Origin of the sequence: Wolbachia endosymbiont (group A) of Andrena hattorfiana (genome assembly GCF_947179565.1) — a bacterium.
Taxonomy (GTDB): Bacteria; Pseudomonadota; Alphaproteobacteria; order Rickettsiales; family Anaplasmataceae; genus Wolbachia.
The window spans coordinates 188,418-207,895 of record NZ_CAMXBT010000002.1; the positions used below are offsets into that span (position 1 = coordinate 188,418).

Here is a 19,478-nt window from a genome sequence, read left to right on the forward strand (position 1 = left end):
CACCATTTACTACATGCTTTACTTTAATTAATTATTAAAACAAGAGCATCATTTTCAGAGCTATATCTTTTTACCTTAACAATTCTTTTTTGACTTCCTTTTCAATTATCTCCCTTATATTCACATTAAGGTCCTTTGTCGAAAAATCAGTCATAGCTTCAAGATCATATAGATCTCTTGTCACTTTTTCAATAGCATCATTTATTTCTTCTTTGTCAAATTCCTTTATAATAGGTCTAATCTTCACATACCCTGGAGAGCCTTTACCATAAATTTCTTTGCTTTTATAAATGCAACCACCTGCACCAGGTTTACTGCTTCTCAAACCACTTCCACACTCTATTATTTCATACTTGACTTGACCATCTTCTATATATGTTATTTTATTATCTTCAGTAGACTTCAATGCACTTGCTGGTATGACTGTTCTTTCTAACTCTAAACTCGGTTCATGAATTATTGTGTCCCGATAACTTGTACGTTCAGGACCATATGTTCTATACATACCTCCACCTGCAACAGTGATTAATGGCTTGCAATCTTGTTTGTCTGAACGACACATTTTTATAAAAATAGGTCCTCCGTCCTTATCTGAGGAGTTATTTTCCTGGTTACCCCCTCCCTCTGTAACTTTCACCTTAATTACAGGATAATTAGGGTCAATTTTCAGTTTAGCTTTAATATAATCGCCTGGCATTCCTGCTCTAGTTTCAGTGGAACAGACATCCTTGGCGTGCATATCTAAACGCCCTTTGCAGTCATTGGGTGTATTTTCTATGTGACCTGCTTCACCACTTCCCCACGCTTCTATTTCAACACGGTCAAACATTATTGATAAGTCATCTGTATAAACATCTTTACTTTCAGAATCATAGGATTTTTCGCTATTTTTTTCCAGTTCTTGTTTCTTATTTTCTAGTTCTTTTTTCCTATCTTTCAGTTGTCCCTTAATCTCTTCTAATTTCTTTTCTAGATCTTCCAAGTCTAACCTACACAATTTATCAGCGTAAAAGACCTCTGTTCTGTTTGCTTTAATCAGTTGATCTTTTAATTGTGTGCACTTTCGTACTTCATTTTTTTCATCTCTTAATATTTTACCATCCTTATCTTTACAATCCACTTCCTCATACCTTAAGTAGAATGGCTTATCATTTTCATTTTTATTCAAATATTGTTTTGAACGGCTGCATTTCCCATCAGAGCAGATGCAACCATCATCACCTTGATTACATTTTTCTCTATGCTCTACATCTATCAACTTATATACTACTTTGACTTTGTTATTTATAAATTTTTCATCTATGTCTTTATCGTAATCCACGCAGTAACTGCATTTCCCCTTTTCCTGTTTATTGTCGTTAGGGAAGAAAACATACCCTTGCTTATTAAATATTATTTTATCCAACTGATCTTGAAGTCTTTTTATTTTTAAGAGGTCGACTGTTTCCCTTTCCTTGCTTGGAAGATAATAGAACTGATTTGATTCCTTAGAGTAAACAGCATTGTATTTAATATATTTTGTTCCCATTAATTTTAGTGGTATTATTTTATTTTCTCTTTCAAGAACAAACTCTTCTGGTTCTGGCTGCCATCCAGAAAGACAGAGCATTTTACTGTTAGAATTTTCTTTATACTTTACTTCTATTTCTGGTTGTCCTAAGTTGTTCAATTTGCGTTTATTTCCTTGAAACTCTTTACATTCTGTTTCAATATCAGGAACATAGTCATATTCTTTCAGAACTTTAAATTGTTGCGGATTACTTTCTAATATACCTTCTATAATATTATTAATATAACTTTTTTCGTTATTACTATCAGTTGTTTTTTTAACTATTCTCGGTTTTACTACCTTTAAAGATAGAGGGCCAATGTTTGTAGAAGAACCAGCATTAACATTAAAAGTACATAAACCATTGCTGTAGGTTCCACGTGCTTCATAAGTACAAGTGTTCTCACTCATCTTCATTCTTATCTTTAACGTGTTACTCTGTTTTCCAGGCGTGTTACTTTTTACTATCTCTACTACTTCAGGCTCTGGAGTAGGTGGTGCCGGAAAGCAGCGGATGAACTGTGGATTTTTTTCATCTATACTTTGAGTTCCAAGGTATTCAGCACAGAGCTTATCTTTTTCTCTATAAGTTTTGAAGTAATGTGTCGTGCCATCTTTATCCAAAATAGAATGCTTCCTAACTTCATCCGAAGTAGGGAGCTCCTCAGCTTTATCTTTTTTGTATTTTCTGGGAAAATCTAATGCTTTTCCAATCTTTCCGTCTTCTTCTATTAGATCACCAGCTATTACCTTAACTTTAGGGTTAAAGTAATCATTGTCTTCATCTGTTATAGGAACAATTCTAACTTGTGGAGGCGACATCGCAAGTTGCTCACAGAACGGAGGGGGGCCAGGTGCAAGTGACACAGGGGCACATTTTACTTTTTTCTGATAGCAAGTATCACAGGTATTTGCCATATATCCAGGGCGAAAAATATTTGCTCCTTCACCTATTTTAGTAAAAAATGAGAAAAAATCCCCCATGCAGGCTGCTTTTTGGCTGCAAGCACATATCTTAGGGGAATTAGCAAATTTCCTTTTTTCTTCATCAGTAACATTATCTACCCACTCCCACTCGAGACCTTTCGCAATCCCTTCCTTAAATTTTCCATCATTTAACACTGTATCTCCTTCCCAGTCGATAAAAACTGCTGCAGAAACACCACCACCTGTACTTTGTGTTCCATATATTTTGCGGCAAAACTTTCCAGTTTCTAAGTCATAGCAATAACTTTTTCCATCATAAGCACATACTCTAATTTTAGGATTAAAATAGCCATCAACTCCTTGATCTTTTATTGCTTGTACTTTAATTTCTTTTACCCAATCTCCGCTAACTATTGCTTCGAACCAAGTATTACTCTTTACAAGAGGCGGACAATCAGCATATCCTTGATACGAAAGACCAAGTATCAAAAAGAACATCAATAAGAAATTAAGCTTTACACTTCTCATAAAACACCGGTAACCACTCATTAACTTTTTCTCCTTTTTCCTTTATTGCCTCGTACATATACTTTATAGTCTCTTTGTTAGCTGAAAGTACGTGTATTTCCTGCATATTCTTCAAATCTAAATTTAAAGTTACTAACCCTTTGTACTGTTTTATCAAAAATAAACCTTCCTGTGTTGGCGTCTGCAGAATTATATTCAGCTCCTCTTTTGATAAAGAAAATGCCTTCATGTATAATCTATTTGCATTGATGTTCGGCATCAAGATTCTTGTATCAACATGTTTATCTAAATATTGAGTAAATTTGCTAGCAAATGCGAGATTTAAATTTTCAGTACTTAGGATTACCACAACATTTAGTTCCGTCATTCTTTGCATCCAGTTATCAAACTCTTTCTCTGTAGGAAAAATATTACTTATCTCCCATGCTTCATCCAAAACAAGTATTGCAGGTGATCCATCACATTTTGCCTCAAAAGAATATAAAAAATAGTAAAGTATCACGGACATACATTCTTTTCGTTTTGTGAGGTTTGCGGTGTTGAGAGATATAATTTTTGTTTCCCAGTCAATATCTGATTCATTACCATCTTGAAATAAGTAAGCAAACTCACCACCGTCACACCATCTACTTATTTTACCCCCGAGGAGCAAAAGCACCTCAGAAATTTGCGCAATAGAACGTGACTCCTTGGGTATAGCAAATATAGAATCCACAATTTTTCTTATCTTTTCTTCTACGTCCACCAAGCTCGTATCGGCTACCATTCTTTTGATCAGTTCAACCAACATATTGCGATTGGAAGCACTATCTTCAATGTTTAGTGGATTAAATTTTAGGCTTTTTTCCTTATACTTCGGATCGATTATATAATATTTACCACTCACTGCTTTAGTAAAAATTATCGACTTTCCAGTGTTATCCAATATGACAATTCTTGGGTTAAACTTTCTTGATTCTGATAATAGGAAATTAATGAGTGAAGTTCTGCCTGAATTTGGAGCTCCAAGTATCGTAGTATGGCCATTATTTCTTTTTCCATGGAAATTAAAGAAGTAAGGATTTCCTCCTTTTGAGAAAAAAACTGTTACCGCTTCTTTCCACCTTCCTCCTTTTAATGTACCTGACGTAAAATCATGCAGCATAGCAAAACTGCAAGCATATTTTGCTAATATATTTTTCAGTTGTGTAATAAAGGTAAAATTGCCCGGAAGTTGTGCCCAAAAATGACTTTCCATATGTAGATCAGTTCTAAATATCATGAAACCAATTAATGACATTATAGAAGATAAATCACTAATATTTTCGGCTAACTTATTCCTATCGTCTGCAAATATTGTAAAAATAATTTTCTGTTGGCAGAAGTCTAGACTAGAGGTCTTTTCAAGCTCTATTATTTCTTCAATTCCTGAGCTTTTAAGTAAGGTATTATCCTCACTAATTTGCAGCATGTTAATTTGTTTATTAAATTCTTTTATTGCCTTACTATTACTAGTAAATATCATTATTTCTGTAATGATAAATTCAGATTCAAGCTGCAAGCACCTATCTATATTGCCTAAGGAGATTTCTCGGTATTCCTTTATGCTGAAAACAGAGCCAAATTTCTGTTGATTTTCAAAGATTGTCTGAAACGTATTGAAACCAAAAGCTATTTTAAAATTTCTAATATATTGCGACAGGTCCCTTTCATGTATTGGATAATCTTTGTGCGTTAATGTAACAATATAGTGGAGAAATTCTATCATTTCAGAATATATTTTACCTTCACTAAATCTTAGACCCAGTTTTTTAGCTCCAAAAGGTCCTAAATCATCGTGAATTAAGTCAGTTATCTTTTGCAACTCCTGGTGACTTTCTTGTAAAGACAGCTTATGCTTATTCTTTATTCTATTAAAAAAAAATGAATTATTAGTATGCTTACCAAAATCGCTAAACAATATTACAATATATAATTCATTTATATACTGTAATTTACTATCAGTGAGTTTATCAAACCGCGCTGAATGTAGCTTATCAGAGAAGTCTTTAGTTTTATTCCATTTTAAGCTCAATTTATTGCGCTTTCGGACAGTATAAATCCAAACGGTAAAATATAGGCTATTAATATTTTTTGATATGCTTTTTCTGATTTCAGTTCTAAGGTCGCTGTAATTATCAACAGAAGAATAATCTTCTAACTTGATTATTTTTAACAACTCTCCCTGTTTTGTTAGTATAGTTTCTTCATTGTAATGACAAGCATAAGGAATGAAATCTAAATCAATGCTCTCTAGTAATGCTAAGTTGTTCTTTTTTTCAAACTTAGAGTTAATTGCTTGTACTTTTAGCTGCATATGCGTATTCAATAAAGATAATTAAAAAAGATAAAAATACTATCTTAATTTTTATCTTTTTTTTCGCTATCGGATTGTAATTTTATATCTTTTGCAAAATTAAATTTTTCTTTTAAGTAGTCTGTTGCCTTTTCTGTACTACCAAACATCATGATCAGTACACCAAACATTATCATAAAAAAGATTAGACCTCTGAACACTACTGCAAGTATCACCGCAGCTATACACAACCCTATGATTGTTGAAGGACTCATATTTTCTACAGTATCTTTAATTGAAAATGAGGAAATAAAATCTTTTACCGTTTCTTGTACATCCTTTAATTCATCACTCACCAAAGCTTCGCTAGAATATGATGCAAAAATGAAACTTAATAAGGCTATAAAAACCAAAACTTTATTCAATTGAATGCGCATCAACTAAATACCCTTTAAATATTCCTCAAATATAACAACTTTTATATCAATAGGCAAGAACTGAATTCACTTATCCACTACAAGTAACACATATTTAATTTTTACAGATGTGAACATGCTGTAAGCTCTTTATCATCAACAGGACGACTCAAATTGGTGGATGTTAATTCACTTGAAGGGGTTAAACACCATGTAGTTATTGCCGCTATAGCAAATACTGCTCCTATGACACACAATATTCCTGATCTTGCTATTGCTGCTGCAACAAGACATCCCACTGCTAGAAGAGCACAACCTGATACAAGTGCAACGTGAAGATTTCTGTTATTGGGTTGTTTAAGTGGAATATCTTCACCCTTTTTCTCATTCACAGGAAGTTTCTGCACAGTCGTAATGGTATTTTTTTTGTCCTTTTTTTCTTCAGATTTCACTGGATCCTTTGTGTGGTCATCATCTGTCATCCCAGTGAGTGACACTGGGATCTCTTCTTTTATGGAATTAATAGGTTGTTCTTCTATTTTTGAATCTTTATCGCTGTTCCTGTTAGTAATATCCAAAATTGTTTGTACTATTGCTGCCTGTTTTTTTGAGTCTAGTTTTTTTGACTCTGTTATTTCTGCTTTCAACGCTGGAAGAAAGTGTTGGATGTAACACTCATAATCTTCTCTTTGTTTTTTCAGTGATTCTTTTAATTCATCTGGTGTTTTAGGACTGTTTCCTTGCTTGGACAGATTTATATGTTTTGCGAGAGCCTGCTCATCTTGTCCTGCTCTCAGTAATTCTCCTAATTTAGTTAATACCTCCCTAGGATTAGCAGGACTATTTTTTTGCTTGAACAACCTTTTGCATTTTCCGGCAGTCTCTTGCACAGCTTTTTGATCTTCTTTTACTGTTTTACGTATAATGTTGAACAAATTCCAATCTGCGTCATTCCAAGATTCAGTAGAATTTTCTATTTTATTAGGTGAAACAGGCATAACATTTCTCCATACATAATAAAATGTATAGATACCTCTTTAGCGTTAATTTTACATTAAAACTGGGCAATTATGCCATATTATGGATAATTAATGGCAACTTGCTAACCATTTGCTTTGCTAACTACTGGGTTTTCTACTTATACAGATTTGCTTTCAATATGATTGTTTGCCTGTTGAACTAACATATTCACTACTTCTTTTACAGGCTTTTCCCTATCAACCATGCCAACACTTTGACCGGCCATTAAAGATCCCGTTTCAACATCTCCATCAATTACTGCTCTTCTTAAAGCTCCAGCCCAGAACTTTTCTATTTCAAGCTGCCCATCTTCTTTTGAGATCTGTCCCTTTTGGTATTCATCAATAACTTTTTTTTGATGCTTCATAAAATCATCACTTGCTTTGTTGGCTATAGCTCTTACTGGAATTACAGGAAAATCAGCACTGATTTGCATAGAAGACACTGCATTACGTGCGGCTGATTTAATAAACACTTTCTTAAAATTTTTGTGGGCAATTGACTCATTAGTGCAGACAAATAATGTACCTATTTGACAGCCACTTGCCCCCATTTCTAAGTAATTAACTATCATTTCACCTCTTCCTATTCCACCTGCAACAAACACTGGTATTTGTTCATTTTTAAAATGAGGCAATATCTCTTGTGCGAGAACAGAAGTGCTAACTGGCCCTATGTGCCCGCCTGCTTCCATTCCCTCTATTATTAACGCATCTACTCCCATTTTTACTAACCTTTTCGCAAGGCTTAATGCTGGTGCAAAGCACATAACTTTAATGCCTGCACTCTTAATTTTTTCTATATTAGGCTTCGTTGGTAATCCGCCAGCAAGCACTATATGGCTTACTTTCGTTTCAATACACACATCTATCAACTCACTCAACTTTGGGTGCATAGTAATTAGGTTTACACCAAATGATTTGTTAGTTAATTTCTGTGTCTCTATGATTTCTTTTTTCAATAGGTCTGGAAACATTGCACCACATGCAATTACACCGAAACCACCAGCGTTTGAGATTGCCGAAACTAAGTTTCTCTCTGAAACCCAGCTCATAGCACCACCCATTATCGCAAACTCACTACCAAGAAAATCTGTTCCTTTTTTCCAGAGGCTACTTAACATATAACCTATATCATACGTTTAAAAATGTTTTGCTTATCTATAAATGTGTGTTTCAAAGCGCCAAGTATATGCAAGATTATAAAGAGTACCATAAAACATGCAAGCATCGAATGTAGCTGATTAGCCGTGTTAGCTAGATCTTTGTTTTGATTAATCAACAAAGGGATATGAAAAAAATACTTGATCTTTTTGCCAGAAGCAGAAGACATAACATAGCCAGATAGTGGCATTAGCACCATTAAAGAATATAAACCAAAGTGTACTGTTTTACTTGCATTGATTACAAACCGAGAAAAATTTGCTGGAAGTCGTGGAACATAAGTAAAGACGCGAAAAAATATGCGTACTATGATTAATCCAAGAATAGTGATACCGCAAGCCTTATGAATAGCGTATATGTTGAACTTAATCTCATTGCTAAGTGGTAAGCTTTTCATATAAAGTCCAGAGCAAAGCATACCAATAATAAAAACAGCCATCAACCAATGGATAACTCTTAAACCTAGGCTATATTTTTCGTCTTCTATTTTGATTACCCTAAAGTAGCATTTATATAATAGAAAAACTATTTTTCAATCAAAATTATTAAAGCAATTTAGATTTACCGACAATGTAGCTATACAAATTCGACCCAGCCGGGAGTCAAGTAGCTGGCCGGTACCTAAGCCATAAACGGATTAAATGCAAAACTTCCTTGACAAACTCCGTCAGCTCCCTTATTGTAGTATTAAGGGTATTTGTGACTCAAAACTTGTTTTTGATCCGCGCGGGCTCAACAACAAAATTCATTAAAAAACTTAGGGTATTTTTTGGCAGATTACATAAAATTATAGCGGCTGCATGTCTTTTAAATTTTTTCTACATTCAGCCAAATCGCGCTTAAACTAAGCGTCAGCACATTATTACAGCGCCAATTTAAATTATTATAGGGTCAAAACTCGCACCACGGGGCTTCTTTTGCCTTTTTTTCGTTTGGTAAATTTCTTAAATATTTATGACTAAACGACAACCGTCATCCCTGTAAAGGTCAAGTAATTCGTCATTCCGCTATGTGTTAGCGGATGAGATACCGCGGCGGTATGACGTAGAGCTCGCGTTAGCTATACTTTTATACTCACCAAATAAGTTTGCTTGCTTACAAGCAAACTTTCCTGGATTCCAGCGCGTGACGCGCTGGAATGACATTGTGGGGTGTTAGGTGTTATCCAAGTAGCGTGACTACTTGGATCTGAGCTGTATTACCAAGTCCAGTTAAGTGCAACATCATCACTTGTTGGAAGCTCAAAGGACGGTTGTGACACTGTCTCTTTCACAACTTCTTTGATCTTTGTATCTGTTACATTAACTGTAAAATTTGGTTCATTAACTACTTTAGCAGCTATTTCGGCAGCTGATGGAACTAATAGCTCCTTTGCTGTCTTTGTATTATTACTATACACTTTAGCATTTTCAGCAAGAAATCCTTCTAATTTATCCGCTAGAATTGATTTGTTGCAATTTTTAGCAGAAAGTATAGCTTCCGCGAAAGCTTTTTGGTTTTCTGCATCTGTAAGGTTGGAAGCATTGATTTTAACAACTACGTTATCTCCTGTGAGTTTGCCTAACATAGCATTTACACCAGCTTCAGTTGCATTGTCACCAAGAACGTTAACTTTATCATTTAAATCAGTTTTCTTAGCAAAAGTAGCACCTATTTTGGTTTCAGAGATTTTGTTATTGCCATCTTTTGCATCAAATATAGCATCCACAACATCTTTCGCTGCAGCTTTTGTTTTAAGCTCTGTAGCTTTGACAAATGCAGTATCTGCAGCAGTTTTAGTGTAAACATCTGCAGTATTAGCTTTGTTGGCTAGATCAGCTGCACCAGCTTTCTTTCCTAACTCAGTATCGACGTAATTCTTGTCAGCTTTGTTAGTTAGAGCGGCTGTGTCAGCTTTTTTTGCCAATTCATCATCTACATTTTTTTTAGTGTAAACATCTGCAGTATTAGCTTTAGCTGCTAAATCAGCTGAATTAGCTTTCTTTCCTAGCTCAGTATCGACGTAATTCTTGTCAGCTTTGTTAGTTAGAGCGGCTGTGTCAGCTTTCTTTTTCAACTCATCATCCACACCTTTTTTAGTATATATACCTGCATTATTAGCACCTTGACTGAGTTCCGTTATCAATTTTCCTAAAAAACTCTGTTAGTTGCAAGGTTTTCTATTGTATCTATTGTATTCAATTTGTCACTCAACGCCATATCACCCTCCGTTAATTATAAAAACCATAGCATGCATGAAAATAGTATGATTTTCGTTAATGATAGATTTTACATAAGATTTCCTTGGAACTTTTCATTTTAGAATTCTTCTCTTGTCATCCCACTCCCTTCTCCTGTCATCCCAGTTCCCTCTCCTGTCATCCCAGTGCTTGACACTGGGATCTCATTTTATTTTGTAATTTAATCATATAAATCAGCCCAATTTGGGTTTTCCCTTTCAACTAAATCAATTTTCCATTCTCTTTTCCAGCTTTTCAAAAGTTTTTCTCTGTTCAGAGTTGAACCTACATCTTGAAATACCTCAAAGTAAACTAATTTCTGCACATTGTACTTTGATGTAAAGCCAGAAATAACTTTATTTTTATGTTCCCAAATTCGTTTAGTTAAATTTGACGTTATACCTATATACAGAGCCTTATTGTGCTTGCTTGTAAGTATATAAACATAATAACTTTTCATATATAGTAAATAAATTTACTGGATCCCAGTGTCAAGCTACTTGGATGACACCGAAGGGGCTACTCGGATGACAAACCCTGTCATTCCAGGGCGTGACGCTGGTTTCCATCCAAGACGGCAGTGCTTGACACTGGAATGACAAGAAGAGGGCAGTGCCCTCCTTGTATGTATTAGATGTAGGCTGAGTTGTGGTCGTGATAAATGTGGTCGCTTGTGTAATCAAACATTTTCACAAAGCCATTCTCTAGATAAAGATTATATTCGTGATGTTGATCTGATAATACAATATTATCTTGCTCCCCTAAATTGAAATGACTTGAATCTGACAGCAATTCGTAATTTGGATTATCTATTTTACTAATGCTGCTTATTACTTTGCCATTACCACTTGATATAGCTAAACTATAACTATCACCATCCTTCATTATTTTGATGGACACCTTATCTTCAGGTAACACTATAAGCTTCTTTGTGCCACTATCGTGGATTACGAATTTGCCTTTTTCAAAATAGTATTTGTCTTCCGGCAAAGCACCAACCTTATATCCTGATTCAGCCAATTTGTGCCAAAACTTTAACACAGATTGCTTTTCTGCTCCTTCCGCTCTATCATACAAGGCTTTCACATCATTATAATCTATGGTTACATTTGCCTTATGCTTCCCTTCTAAACCTTGATCATAGCTCTTTTCTATTTTCAAGATTGTGTCTTTTAATACCTGCTCTTTCTCTTCCACTGAAGATGACCTTTTTGCCCTTGTTGGAATTTGTGGCTGATCAGACTGCATTTCACTATTGTCGTTTGATACAGTTCTCTCTTCAGCAGCTTGTGCAACAACATTAGTAGTATTGTGACTTATGTGTGATGTATCAACTTCTGTCTTAGTTTCACTTACTTGCCCTTTTGGACTTTCGGTTTGTTTCTCTTTTGTGAATATTCTCTGATAGTCCGTGTAGCCTCTATTAGTGTCACCGATATCACCATCACCTTGATCGAAAGTTATTTTTTTACTTCCATTCCCCATGTCCTCAATTTCAACTTGAGGAGAAACAGATGCGAGGAAATCGTTATAACTGTAGTTGTAGTCAGCAGAAAAGAATATTTTCCCTTTGAAGTTATGGAAATTATTAGATAACATTCCAATTTCTTCATCAGTATCACCATCAAATAGTTTTACTTTAGTGAAATATGCTTGATCTTTTATTCTAACTATTTCACCGCTAGAGTTTCTTTGTATGTGGTAATCATTTGGGTCGTACTTTATAGCAAAAAGTTTGCCAGAGCCATATTTCTCTAAGTTTATAAGGCCTACATTTACATGTTTATGGGAATAATCTCTCTTCTCATATTCATGTGCAAATACTGGGTTAATATATTTGTATCCGTCTGGTATGCCACTGTATTCTCTTCCTTTAGAATCAGACGGTGCTAATTTATATTGTCCATCTTTTTCCACTAATTTTAGGTGAGTAACATTGCTTGGCAAGTGAAACCTTACGTTTTTTCCATGATCATGAATGAACAAGTTACTTTCATTTATAACTTCACCTCTTTCATTTTTCACCTCTTCAGTAATATAGAAGCCCATATTTTTGAATGCATGTAGATTTTCGCCTCCTTGCTTTACAACCGCTTCGTATACATCGTCGTCTGTCCTATCTGTTCCCTTATTATCCAGTAATTTTCCTTTTTCCACGATTACTCCATTTGCCTTTTGCTCATCAGAATATTGTGCATGCTTTGAATCCTGATGATTCAAAATTTTGGTACCTCTGAGAAGCAGAGAATCTAAATCTTTTTGAATATGTCCAGTGCTAGGATGCAACAATTCATTTTCATGTAAATGCGCCTCATCAAAGTGTTCATCACGTTCAACTGTTCTGCCATCTATCAGAGAAGCTTTATAATGACCATTTTCTTTTGTAACCGCCATATAAGCACCACCATCATATTGAACATTTAAGTTGTGCAATATGTCCTCAAAAACAAAAATTTCTTTAGTTTGGCCTTCAAATTGCTTAAAAAATCCTGATTCGCTCAATAATTCTCCAAGCTTTGTATTTCCATCATATATGGACAGCGCACCCTTATTTCCATGACCAAGAGCTTTGATAGAGAAAATCTTACCTTCTTGTAGGTCAATATGATTTGTACCTCTTATCAAGTTTGAATCGATATTGATCATTTCTTCTAACATCTTTTCTATATCAATATTCTTAGTTTCCCTAACTTTCTCCAAACCAGTTTTTATGGTTTCATCAAGCAAGGAATTTTTTAATTCCTCATATTTGGAGGGAATTGAATGATATTTTTCTAAATATTCTTCGTAAGGAATCTTCTTTTCACGAAGTTCTCTAGATATATTAGAATATTCATCCTGCCTTTGCTTATTTAGATCTTTCAACGCATTATCATAAACTTTCTTTAAATTCTCATCGTAATTTGACAATGTTCTTAAAGCCTGATTTTTATACTCTTGACTGTTTTGATATTCATTACCTTGTTGGTCAGAGTAAGTTAGTTTATCCTGTCCATCAGAAGTTTTGATTACCTTTAAGAAATGATATTCCTTTGATATATCGAGGTTATCATTTGTTGCCCTATTAACAGCACGAGCATAATCATAAAACGACACATGTTCTACAGAAGAAAAACTTCCAACGTTTTCTCCATCCATTTTTTCTATATTTGCTTTATAGTAGGATACGTTTTTAATTTCTCCACCCAATATTTCTTGACCAGTTGCTATAAAATCTCCTTTTGTAACTTGCAAAGCGTTGAGATGTTCCATTGCAGTTTCTGTATCATTTTCAGCAAGCCAACTTTTGAAGTCAGCATCATGTCCTTTTATGTCTTTCAAGAAACTTTTTGACTCATCTGAGTTACCTTGACGTAAAGCATCTAGGTAGTCTCTAAATAAACTAGGATCTTTTTCCTGTAAGTACATTATCAACGCATGACCTGTTTTATAAACCAAGCTATTTGCTTCGCTGTCCTTTGAATATTCTAAACTTAAAATTTTATCTAAATCCAAATTTGCAGCTTCAGTTTTGTCGATACTTGATCCTTGAGAATTGAATTTATGATCTGAATGATGCTCAAAGTAATCTGCAATTCCTTCCATTAATACTGTAGGTAGGTGCTTACCTCCTGTAGCCAAGTAAGTTAAACCATGTGCAAATTCATGCTGAAGGTTATGAACGCCACCTTGCTGATAGACATACATTTCAGCAAAAACATCAGCTTCCCCTTTGTAGTAACATTTACCACCCTCATCTCTAAGGTAAGAACCGAAACGCTCGCTTCCGCCAAGGTGAGTGTAATCATCTTTGTCATCAAACATATAAATTTTAAATGTTTGTTCTGAGTTGCTGTGTTCTAACTTGAATGTATCTTTAAAACTAGTAGCTGTTTCTTTTATCTCACTTTCAATTGTTGCAATTTTACTTGCTCTTAAATTATGAGAATAAACTTCTACTTTAATATTTAAATCTTTAACTTCTACAACATGTGGCGAATTAAACCCTTTGCCGTTATTGTTAAAGTATTCTTCTTTAGTTATATTTTTATTTATTTGTTGATTAATTGTCATAATTCTAACCTCTAATTTATTAACTCTTTAAATATAAGGTGATCTCTACTAAAAAAGTGTGAATTTTCATATTGGTATAATCTATATCTTAGTGAAGAAATATAAGTAATTAATTTAATATGAACAATATAAGATATAGCTTGACCACAAAAAAAATCTAAATTCTAACGTTACATTAGGATAGGGTAAGAATTTAAAAGCAAATTGACTTTCATTCCACCAAAGCACTATACTAAAACCACGATGGGTAATTAGCTCAGTTGGTAGAGCACTTGCTTGACGTGCAAGCGGTCGCTGGTTCGAACCCAGTGTTACCCACGTTTTTGTTCATGAAAAGATTTTATATGACAGCAGTGCATAACGGCAAACACTCAGCAGCACAGTCCAAGCGCTTAATCTATTCCATAATAATAGTTGCGATAACAATGTTTATGGAAATAGTAGGTGGAATAATTTCACATTCGCTTGCTCTACTATCAGATGCAGGGCATATGCTCACTGACCTCTTTGCCTTAGTTTTAAGCTGGTTAGCACACAAATTTTCAGCTAAGAAATCTGATTTGCAAAGATCATACGGGTATCATCGGTTGCAGATAATTGCAGCATTTGTTAATGGTTTAACTTTATTCTTCATTGCAGTAATCATTATAATTGAGTCAATAAAAAGATTTATTTTTCCGGTAAATGTTGAGTGGAAAGTAATGTTAGTAATTGCTACACTTGGCTTGATCTCTAATATTATAGTCTTTTTTATATTACATAGTAAATGCGAGAGCAATATAAACATAAAAAGTGCTGTACTACACGTTATAGGAGATATTTTAGGTTCTGTAGCTGCTATACTTGCATCCATAATTATCATGTTTACTGGATGGCAAATGGTGGATCCGATTTTATCGGTATTTGTCAGTGTAATAATTTTAAATAGTGGCTACAAAATTCTAAAGAATTCTTGCCACATACTTCTTGAAGGCACACCTGAAGGGATATCTACTGAGGAAATAAAAAGTAAGATCACATCAGAATTACCTGAAGTGATAGATGTGCACCACATACATGCATGGTCACTGTCTGATAATTATTTTATAATTACCATGCATGCTAAAATAAAGCAAAATGTGCAGCACACCAATGTTTTATATGAAATAAAAAAAATATTGCTAGATAAGTTCGAGATAGCACACTCTACAATCGAGATTGAATACGATGAGTGTGCGGATAATAAGATACTTAAACATTGACGTTTTAAATTACTATGCTATTACTAGAGTGTAATGATTTTGAAGGTAAGCTATGATAGGTATTTCTCAATTACAATTTCCTTCAAAGGATTCTAGTAAGCTAAAATTTGTTAGCTACTTTGGAGCTTTTGTCTCGTTAAGCATTATCACTAACCCTGTTAATGTTCTTTTTTCTCTTGGTGCTATATTCTTCAGGTCTGAAATTAAAACTCTTTATATCTACAAAGAAATAAAAACGGCAAAACAGCAAAAAATAAGTAAAAAGGAGTATTGGGAAATATTTTTTAAGAACAATGCAATCAAGGTAGCAGCCTTCCTCTTATTTTCTGCTTTCATAACATATCTGACTTTCACCTCCACTTTCTTACTAATTTCGTTACTGGGAACTATACCGCTTACAATGCTATTGGTTTTATTGCAGAGTGAACTGAGACCAAAAGATTTTAACCCATTTACACTGCTTAAAGCTTCCATGAATTTCTTTCGGGAAGGCATGAAAGAGAACTTACGTGGTATGGTTAATGATCTTGATGTTAATCTTGAACATTAACTGCCCCATCAATTAAATGATGATATCATTAAAAATATTGATAAATTAAAAGATAAGTATAGTGAACAAGTACCTGAAGACGTAATCAAAAATGATGAATATATTCAATTCATTGGATATATAGATAGTTCATATGAGTTTAGTGATGAAAATAAAGGAAGAGTAATTACATTTTTAAATGACTTTTGCAAAGATGATCAAAAGCATAGCTCTGGCTTTACAGGTGGACAGATTTTACTTTTAGTTCTGAAAGCCTGCAATGATGGAGACAGAGAAGCTGTAAAAGATAAAAAAGACGCGTTAATTAAAAATTTGCTTGATAGTCAAACTTTCTCTAGAAAAGAGCGAATCCCTAACACCTGTTTTACCGGTATTGTCTACAGGATGTTAAGTACGTTAGAGGGTATTCATCCTGATCCAGAAATTAGATTTACTCCCCCAAGGGAAATGGTGCTCTCAGAAGCACAAGATAAAGCACGTGAGTTTATGTTAGACAGGTTAAAAGACAAGAAAAACAGTAAAGAAATTCTTAAGGCTTGGCATACAGTTCAAAATAACCATAAAGATAATGAAAGTCAGAAGATAGTTGATGATTTTATTTCAGAAGTAAGTATTCCTTTAATGAGAAAATTATTGAGTTTTTCTTCTCAATATAGTGAACAAATTGTGCTGACGTTAATGAAAAATATTAGCTCTATAAGGTTAAATAAATTACAATGTTTTGAGCTGGTTCAGCACATGAGAAATAAACTCCAGGAGCATGGTTTAGGTGACCAAGAAAGTTTACTCGAAAACATCGGAGAAAAAGTCTTTCTAGAGCTTTTAAACCGAAATTTACTCAAGACAGATTTTTCTCTCAAGGATTCATCTTTGGATGAAGCTAAGAGAATAGCTAATAAGATAATAGAAGAAGAAGTAAAGGAATTTAAATTAAGAGCTGAGAAAACTATTGAAGGTCAAGTGGTTAGAATGTTAGATAAGTTAAAGATGCTGCCACAAAGTAAAAGATGCTATAGAGTATATGTAGAACTCAGTAAAAATAACGAAAATTTTGCAAGAAAGGTTAGAAGTGATGAAATGTTAAAAAAAGAAGCTTCACATAAGCTAGAGTTAGAAATTGAAAGTGTATATGAAGGAAATAAAGATCACGTTACTCAACTTTATGAAAAAATAAGAGAAACAAAAAAGGAATTCATTGAAGATGGTCTTTTAACACCTCAAGAAGTAGAGAATATAACAAAAGCAAAAATCATAGACTTAAACAAAGAGGACAAAATCATACCGTCAAGCAATTTGTCTCGTAGTTTAAGTGTCAATAATTTGGCAGTACATTATCTATAAAATTTATACTCTTTACCTTGCAGAAGATTCACAATATTTCTGTGGTGTTTTAAAAAAATCAGTGCTCCTATAATTAGTAATGTTAAGAATAGATCCACTTTGAAAAAGAATGAAGTTATCACGGCTATTGTAATAGCAATTAATGAAGCAAGGGAAGAGTATCTAAAGATAAAAAATACCACTATCCAGGCAAATATAAATATCAAAGCAATTGGCATATTAAGTGCTATCAACACTCCCAGAGTTGTTGAAACTCCTTTGCCTCCTTTAAATTTTAGCCAAATAGGAAACATGTGCCCTAAAACTGCTAAAATTGCAGATACATATATATAAAAATCGTTATTATCACAAAATTGTTGTGCTATATAAACGGCGATGAATCCTTTTAAGGAATCCAGAAGTAATGCCAGAGCAGCAAGACATTTATTTCCTGTTCTTGCAACGTTTGTAGCACCAATGTTTCCTGAACCTACTTCTCTTAAGTTTATCCCTTTTATTCTTGTAATGATTAAGCTAAACGGTATTGAACCGAATACGTAGGATAATATGAGAACTATAGCTAACACAGGTAAGATTTACTATCGAAAGACCTCGTCACCCACTGCTTGTTAGCGGCTGAGATACCGCGGCGGTATGACGTAGGGAAATCTTACTTATTATAGCTATACCTCTCCACATATATCAAAGATTTAATTAATTTTATTATTCCTCAGCCTTTTTAGGTAGCACTGAACTTCATCGTTAATCTGATTACTAAACAGTATAAGCGCTGTCATGTTGATGAGAGCTAAACAAGAGAACAAAGTTCCACCGATATTGGCAATAGCCATTATATCTTTAGAAAGACCAGAAAAAAACGCTACAATTATTACTGCTATGCGGTATATCACTATACTTTTTGCACCGAATAAATATAGCCACCCCATTTCACAACAATATACAAACGAAATTACTGAAGAAAATGCAAACAAAGGTGTAGCTATTGTTAGAAGTATAGGAAACCACGGAGAAACTGTCTCAAATGCTTTTTGAGTGACTAATATCCCTTCACCAACACTAGTCTGGTATGCACCTGTTATTACTATTGTTATTCCTGTTAAACAGCAAATTAACATTGTGTCAAAGCATGGTTCTATCATAGCGACTAGTCCAGTTCTTACTGGTTCTTCATCTTTAGTTGTTGCATGAGTAATTGCAGCAGAGCCAACACCAGCTTCACTGGCAAAAATTGCTCTTTGAATTCCAGCAACAAATGCTCCTACCATCCCTCCGCCAACAGCATTAAAATCTATCATGCTGGAAAATAATATCTTAAATGTGTGACCAAGATTGTGGATATTAAATCCAATAATAACAAGGCAGCTACATATATATATGAGTGACATGATAGGCACTAGTGCAGAAGATACTCTAGCTATCCTTTTAATTCCGCCAATAATCACTAGAGCAAGCAGCGCAGAGATTATGGAAGAAAGAAACCAAGAGTGACCATTTACCCAACTTGAATAGCCAGATAATATTGAAACCATTTGGTTGGTTTGAAACGCTACACTTCCACCAAGACCTGATAATACAAAGAATACTGCATATATTGCAGCTAAAACAATACCAAGTTTTTTAAATCCAAATTCCTCCAGACCATTCCTTATATACTGAAAGGGACCACTAAACAATTGCTCCTGATCTTCTGTTCTATGTCTAAATGCTAAAGTCACTTCGGCAAATTTTGCTGACATACCAAAAAAACCTGTAATCATCATCCAAGGCACCGTTCCTGGCCCTCCCATTGAAACTGCAATTGCGACTCCAGCAACAGTTCCAAGGCCTACTGTGCTTGAAAGTGCAGTCATAAATGCCTGAAAATGCGTAATATGACCATCATGGTGATTCGTGTCATATTTTCCACATAAAATAGCAAACGCATGCTTAAACATTCTTATGTTGAGAAATCCAAAACGTAATGTTAGAAACACATAACCAAAAGCTAGTAGAAGGATTATAAATGGCACGTAAAGGATTTTGAAAAACAGCACTTCATTCATGAAGTTATTTATTCCATTCAACACAGCATCATAACTTTCATAAAAACCTGAAGCAGCGTACACATCATTAAACAATAGGCAAAATAACACCATATAAAGTAATCTATAAATCATG

Annotated in this window: 12 protein-coding genes, 1 tRNA gene and 1 pseudogene; 3 read left to right on the forward strand and 11 right to left on the reverse strand. The window is 34.2% G+C overall.

Annotation, left to right across the window (positions count from 1 at the left end; all coding sequences use genetic code 11):
* Nucleotides 1–70 precede the first annotated feature (70 nt).
* The 9 genes from OM966_RS02685 to OM966_RS02725 all read right to left on the reverse strand — a co-directional run bounded on the left by OM966_RS02685 (nucleotide 71) and on the right by OM966_RS02725 (nucleotide 14,189).
* Nucleotides 71–3,004 carry a hypothetical protein gene (locus OM966_RS02685; RefSeq protein ID WP_264328718.1) on the reverse strand — a complete coding sequence of 978 codons (2,934 nt, stop codon included), beginning with the start codon at nucleotides 3,002–3,004 and terminating at the stop codon, nucleotides 71–73.
* On the reverse strand, nucleotides 2,985–5,339 hold the full coding sequence (locus OM966_RS02690; protein WP_264328719.1) for a VirB4 family type IV secretion/conjugal transfer ATPase: 2,355 nt from the start codon (nucleotides 5,337–5,339) through the stop codon (nucleotides 2,985–2,987). The genes OM966_RS02685 and OM966_RS02690 overlap by 20 nt, the downstream gene beginning before the upstream one ends.
* A 44-nt stretch (nucleotides 5,340–5,383) precedes the next feature.
* Nucleotides 5,384–5,755: a hypothetical protein gene (locus OM966_RS02695; RefSeq protein WP_264329026.1), complete on the reverse strand. Its 372-nt coding sequence runs from the start codon at nucleotides 5,753–5,755 to the stop codon at nucleotides 5,384–5,386.
* Nucleotides 5,756–5,856: 101 nt separating this feature from the next.
* Nucleotides 5,857–6,732 carry a hypothetical protein gene (locus tag OM966_RS02700; RefSeq protein WP_264328720.1) on the reverse strand — a complete coding sequence of 292 codons (876 nt, stop codon included), beginning with the start codon at nucleotides 6,730–6,732 and terminating at the stop codon, nucleotides 5,857–5,859.
* 140 nt (nucleotides 6,733–6,872) lie between these two features.
* Nucleotides 6,873–7,877, reverse strand: coding sequence for an NAD(P)H-dependent flavin oxidoreductase (locus OM966_RS02705; RefSeq protein WP_264328721.1), 1,005 nt, complete (start codon nucleotides 7,875–7,877; stop codon nucleotides 6,873–6,875).
* Between the two features lie 5 nt (nucleotides 7,878–7,882).
* Nucleotides 7,883–8,404 (reverse strand): cytochrome b, encoded by a 522-nt coding sequence (locus OM966_RS02710; RefSeq protein ID WP_264329027.1) that lies wholly within the window; start codon nucleotides 8,402–8,404, stop codon nucleotides 7,883–7,885.
* Nucleotides 8,405–9,115: 711 nt separating this feature from the next.
* Nucleotides 9,116–10,042, reverse strand: a complete 927-nt coding sequence (locus OM966_RS02715) for a hypothetical protein (RefSeq protein WP_264328722.1) — start codon at nucleotides 10,040–10,042, stop codon at nucleotides 9,116–9,118.
* Nucleotides 10,043–10,317: 275 nt separating this feature from the next.
* Nucleotides 10,318–10,596, reverse strand: coding sequence for a GIY-YIG nuclease family protein (locus OM966_RS02720; protein WP_264328723.1), 279 nt, complete (start codon nucleotides 10,594–10,596; stop codon nucleotides 10,318–10,320).
* Between the two features lie 170 nt (nucleotides 10,597–10,766).
* Nucleotides 10,767–14,189 carry a peptidase M2 gene (locus OM966_RS02725; protein ID WP_264328724.1) on the reverse strand — a complete coding sequence of 1,141 codons (3,423 nt, stop codon included), beginning with the start codon at nucleotides 14,187–14,189 and terminating at the stop codon, nucleotides 10,767–10,769.
* Between the two features lie 245 nt (nucleotides 14,190–14,434).
* Between OM966_RS02725 and OM966_RS02730 the strand changes: the two genes are divergently transcribed.
* The 3 genes and pseudogenes from OM966_RS02730 (at nucleotide 14,435) to OM966_RS07515 (ending at nucleotide 17,321) form a co-directional block, all read left to right on the forward strand.
* Nucleotides 14,435–14,507, forward strand: a tRNA-Val gene (locus OM966_RS02730).
* Nucleotides 14,508–14,533: 26 nt separating this feature from the next.
* On the forward strand, nucleotides 14,534–15,430 hold the full coding sequence (locus tag OM966_RS02735; RefSeq protein WP_264328725.1) for a cation diffusion facilitator family transporter: 897 nt from the start codon (nucleotides 14,534–14,536) through the stop codon (nucleotides 15,428–15,430).
* Nucleotides 15,431–15,482: 52 nt separating this feature from the next.
* A pseudogene (locus OM966_RS07515) lies at nucleotides 15,483–17,321 on the forward strand (hypothetical protein).
* Here OM966_RS07515 and plsY read toward each other — a convergent pair.
* Nucleotides 17,312–17,887: a glycerol-3-phosphate 1-O-acyltransferase PlsY gene (gene plsY / locus OM966_RS02750; protein WP_264328728.1), complete on the reverse strand. Its 576-nt coding sequence runs from the start codon at nucleotides 17,885–17,887 to the stop codon at nucleotides 17,312–17,314. The pseudogene OM966_RS07515 and the gene plsY overlap by 10 nt on opposite strands.
* A 123-nt stretch (nucleotides 17,888–18,010) precedes the next feature.
* Nucleotides 18,011–19,477: an alanine/glycine:cation symporter family protein gene (locus OM966_RS02755; protein WP_264328729.1), complete on the reverse strand. Its 1,467-nt coding sequence runs from the start codon at nucleotides 19,475–19,477 to the stop codon at nucleotides 18,011–18,013.
* Between the last annotated feature and the right edge of the window lies 1 nt (nucleotide 19,478).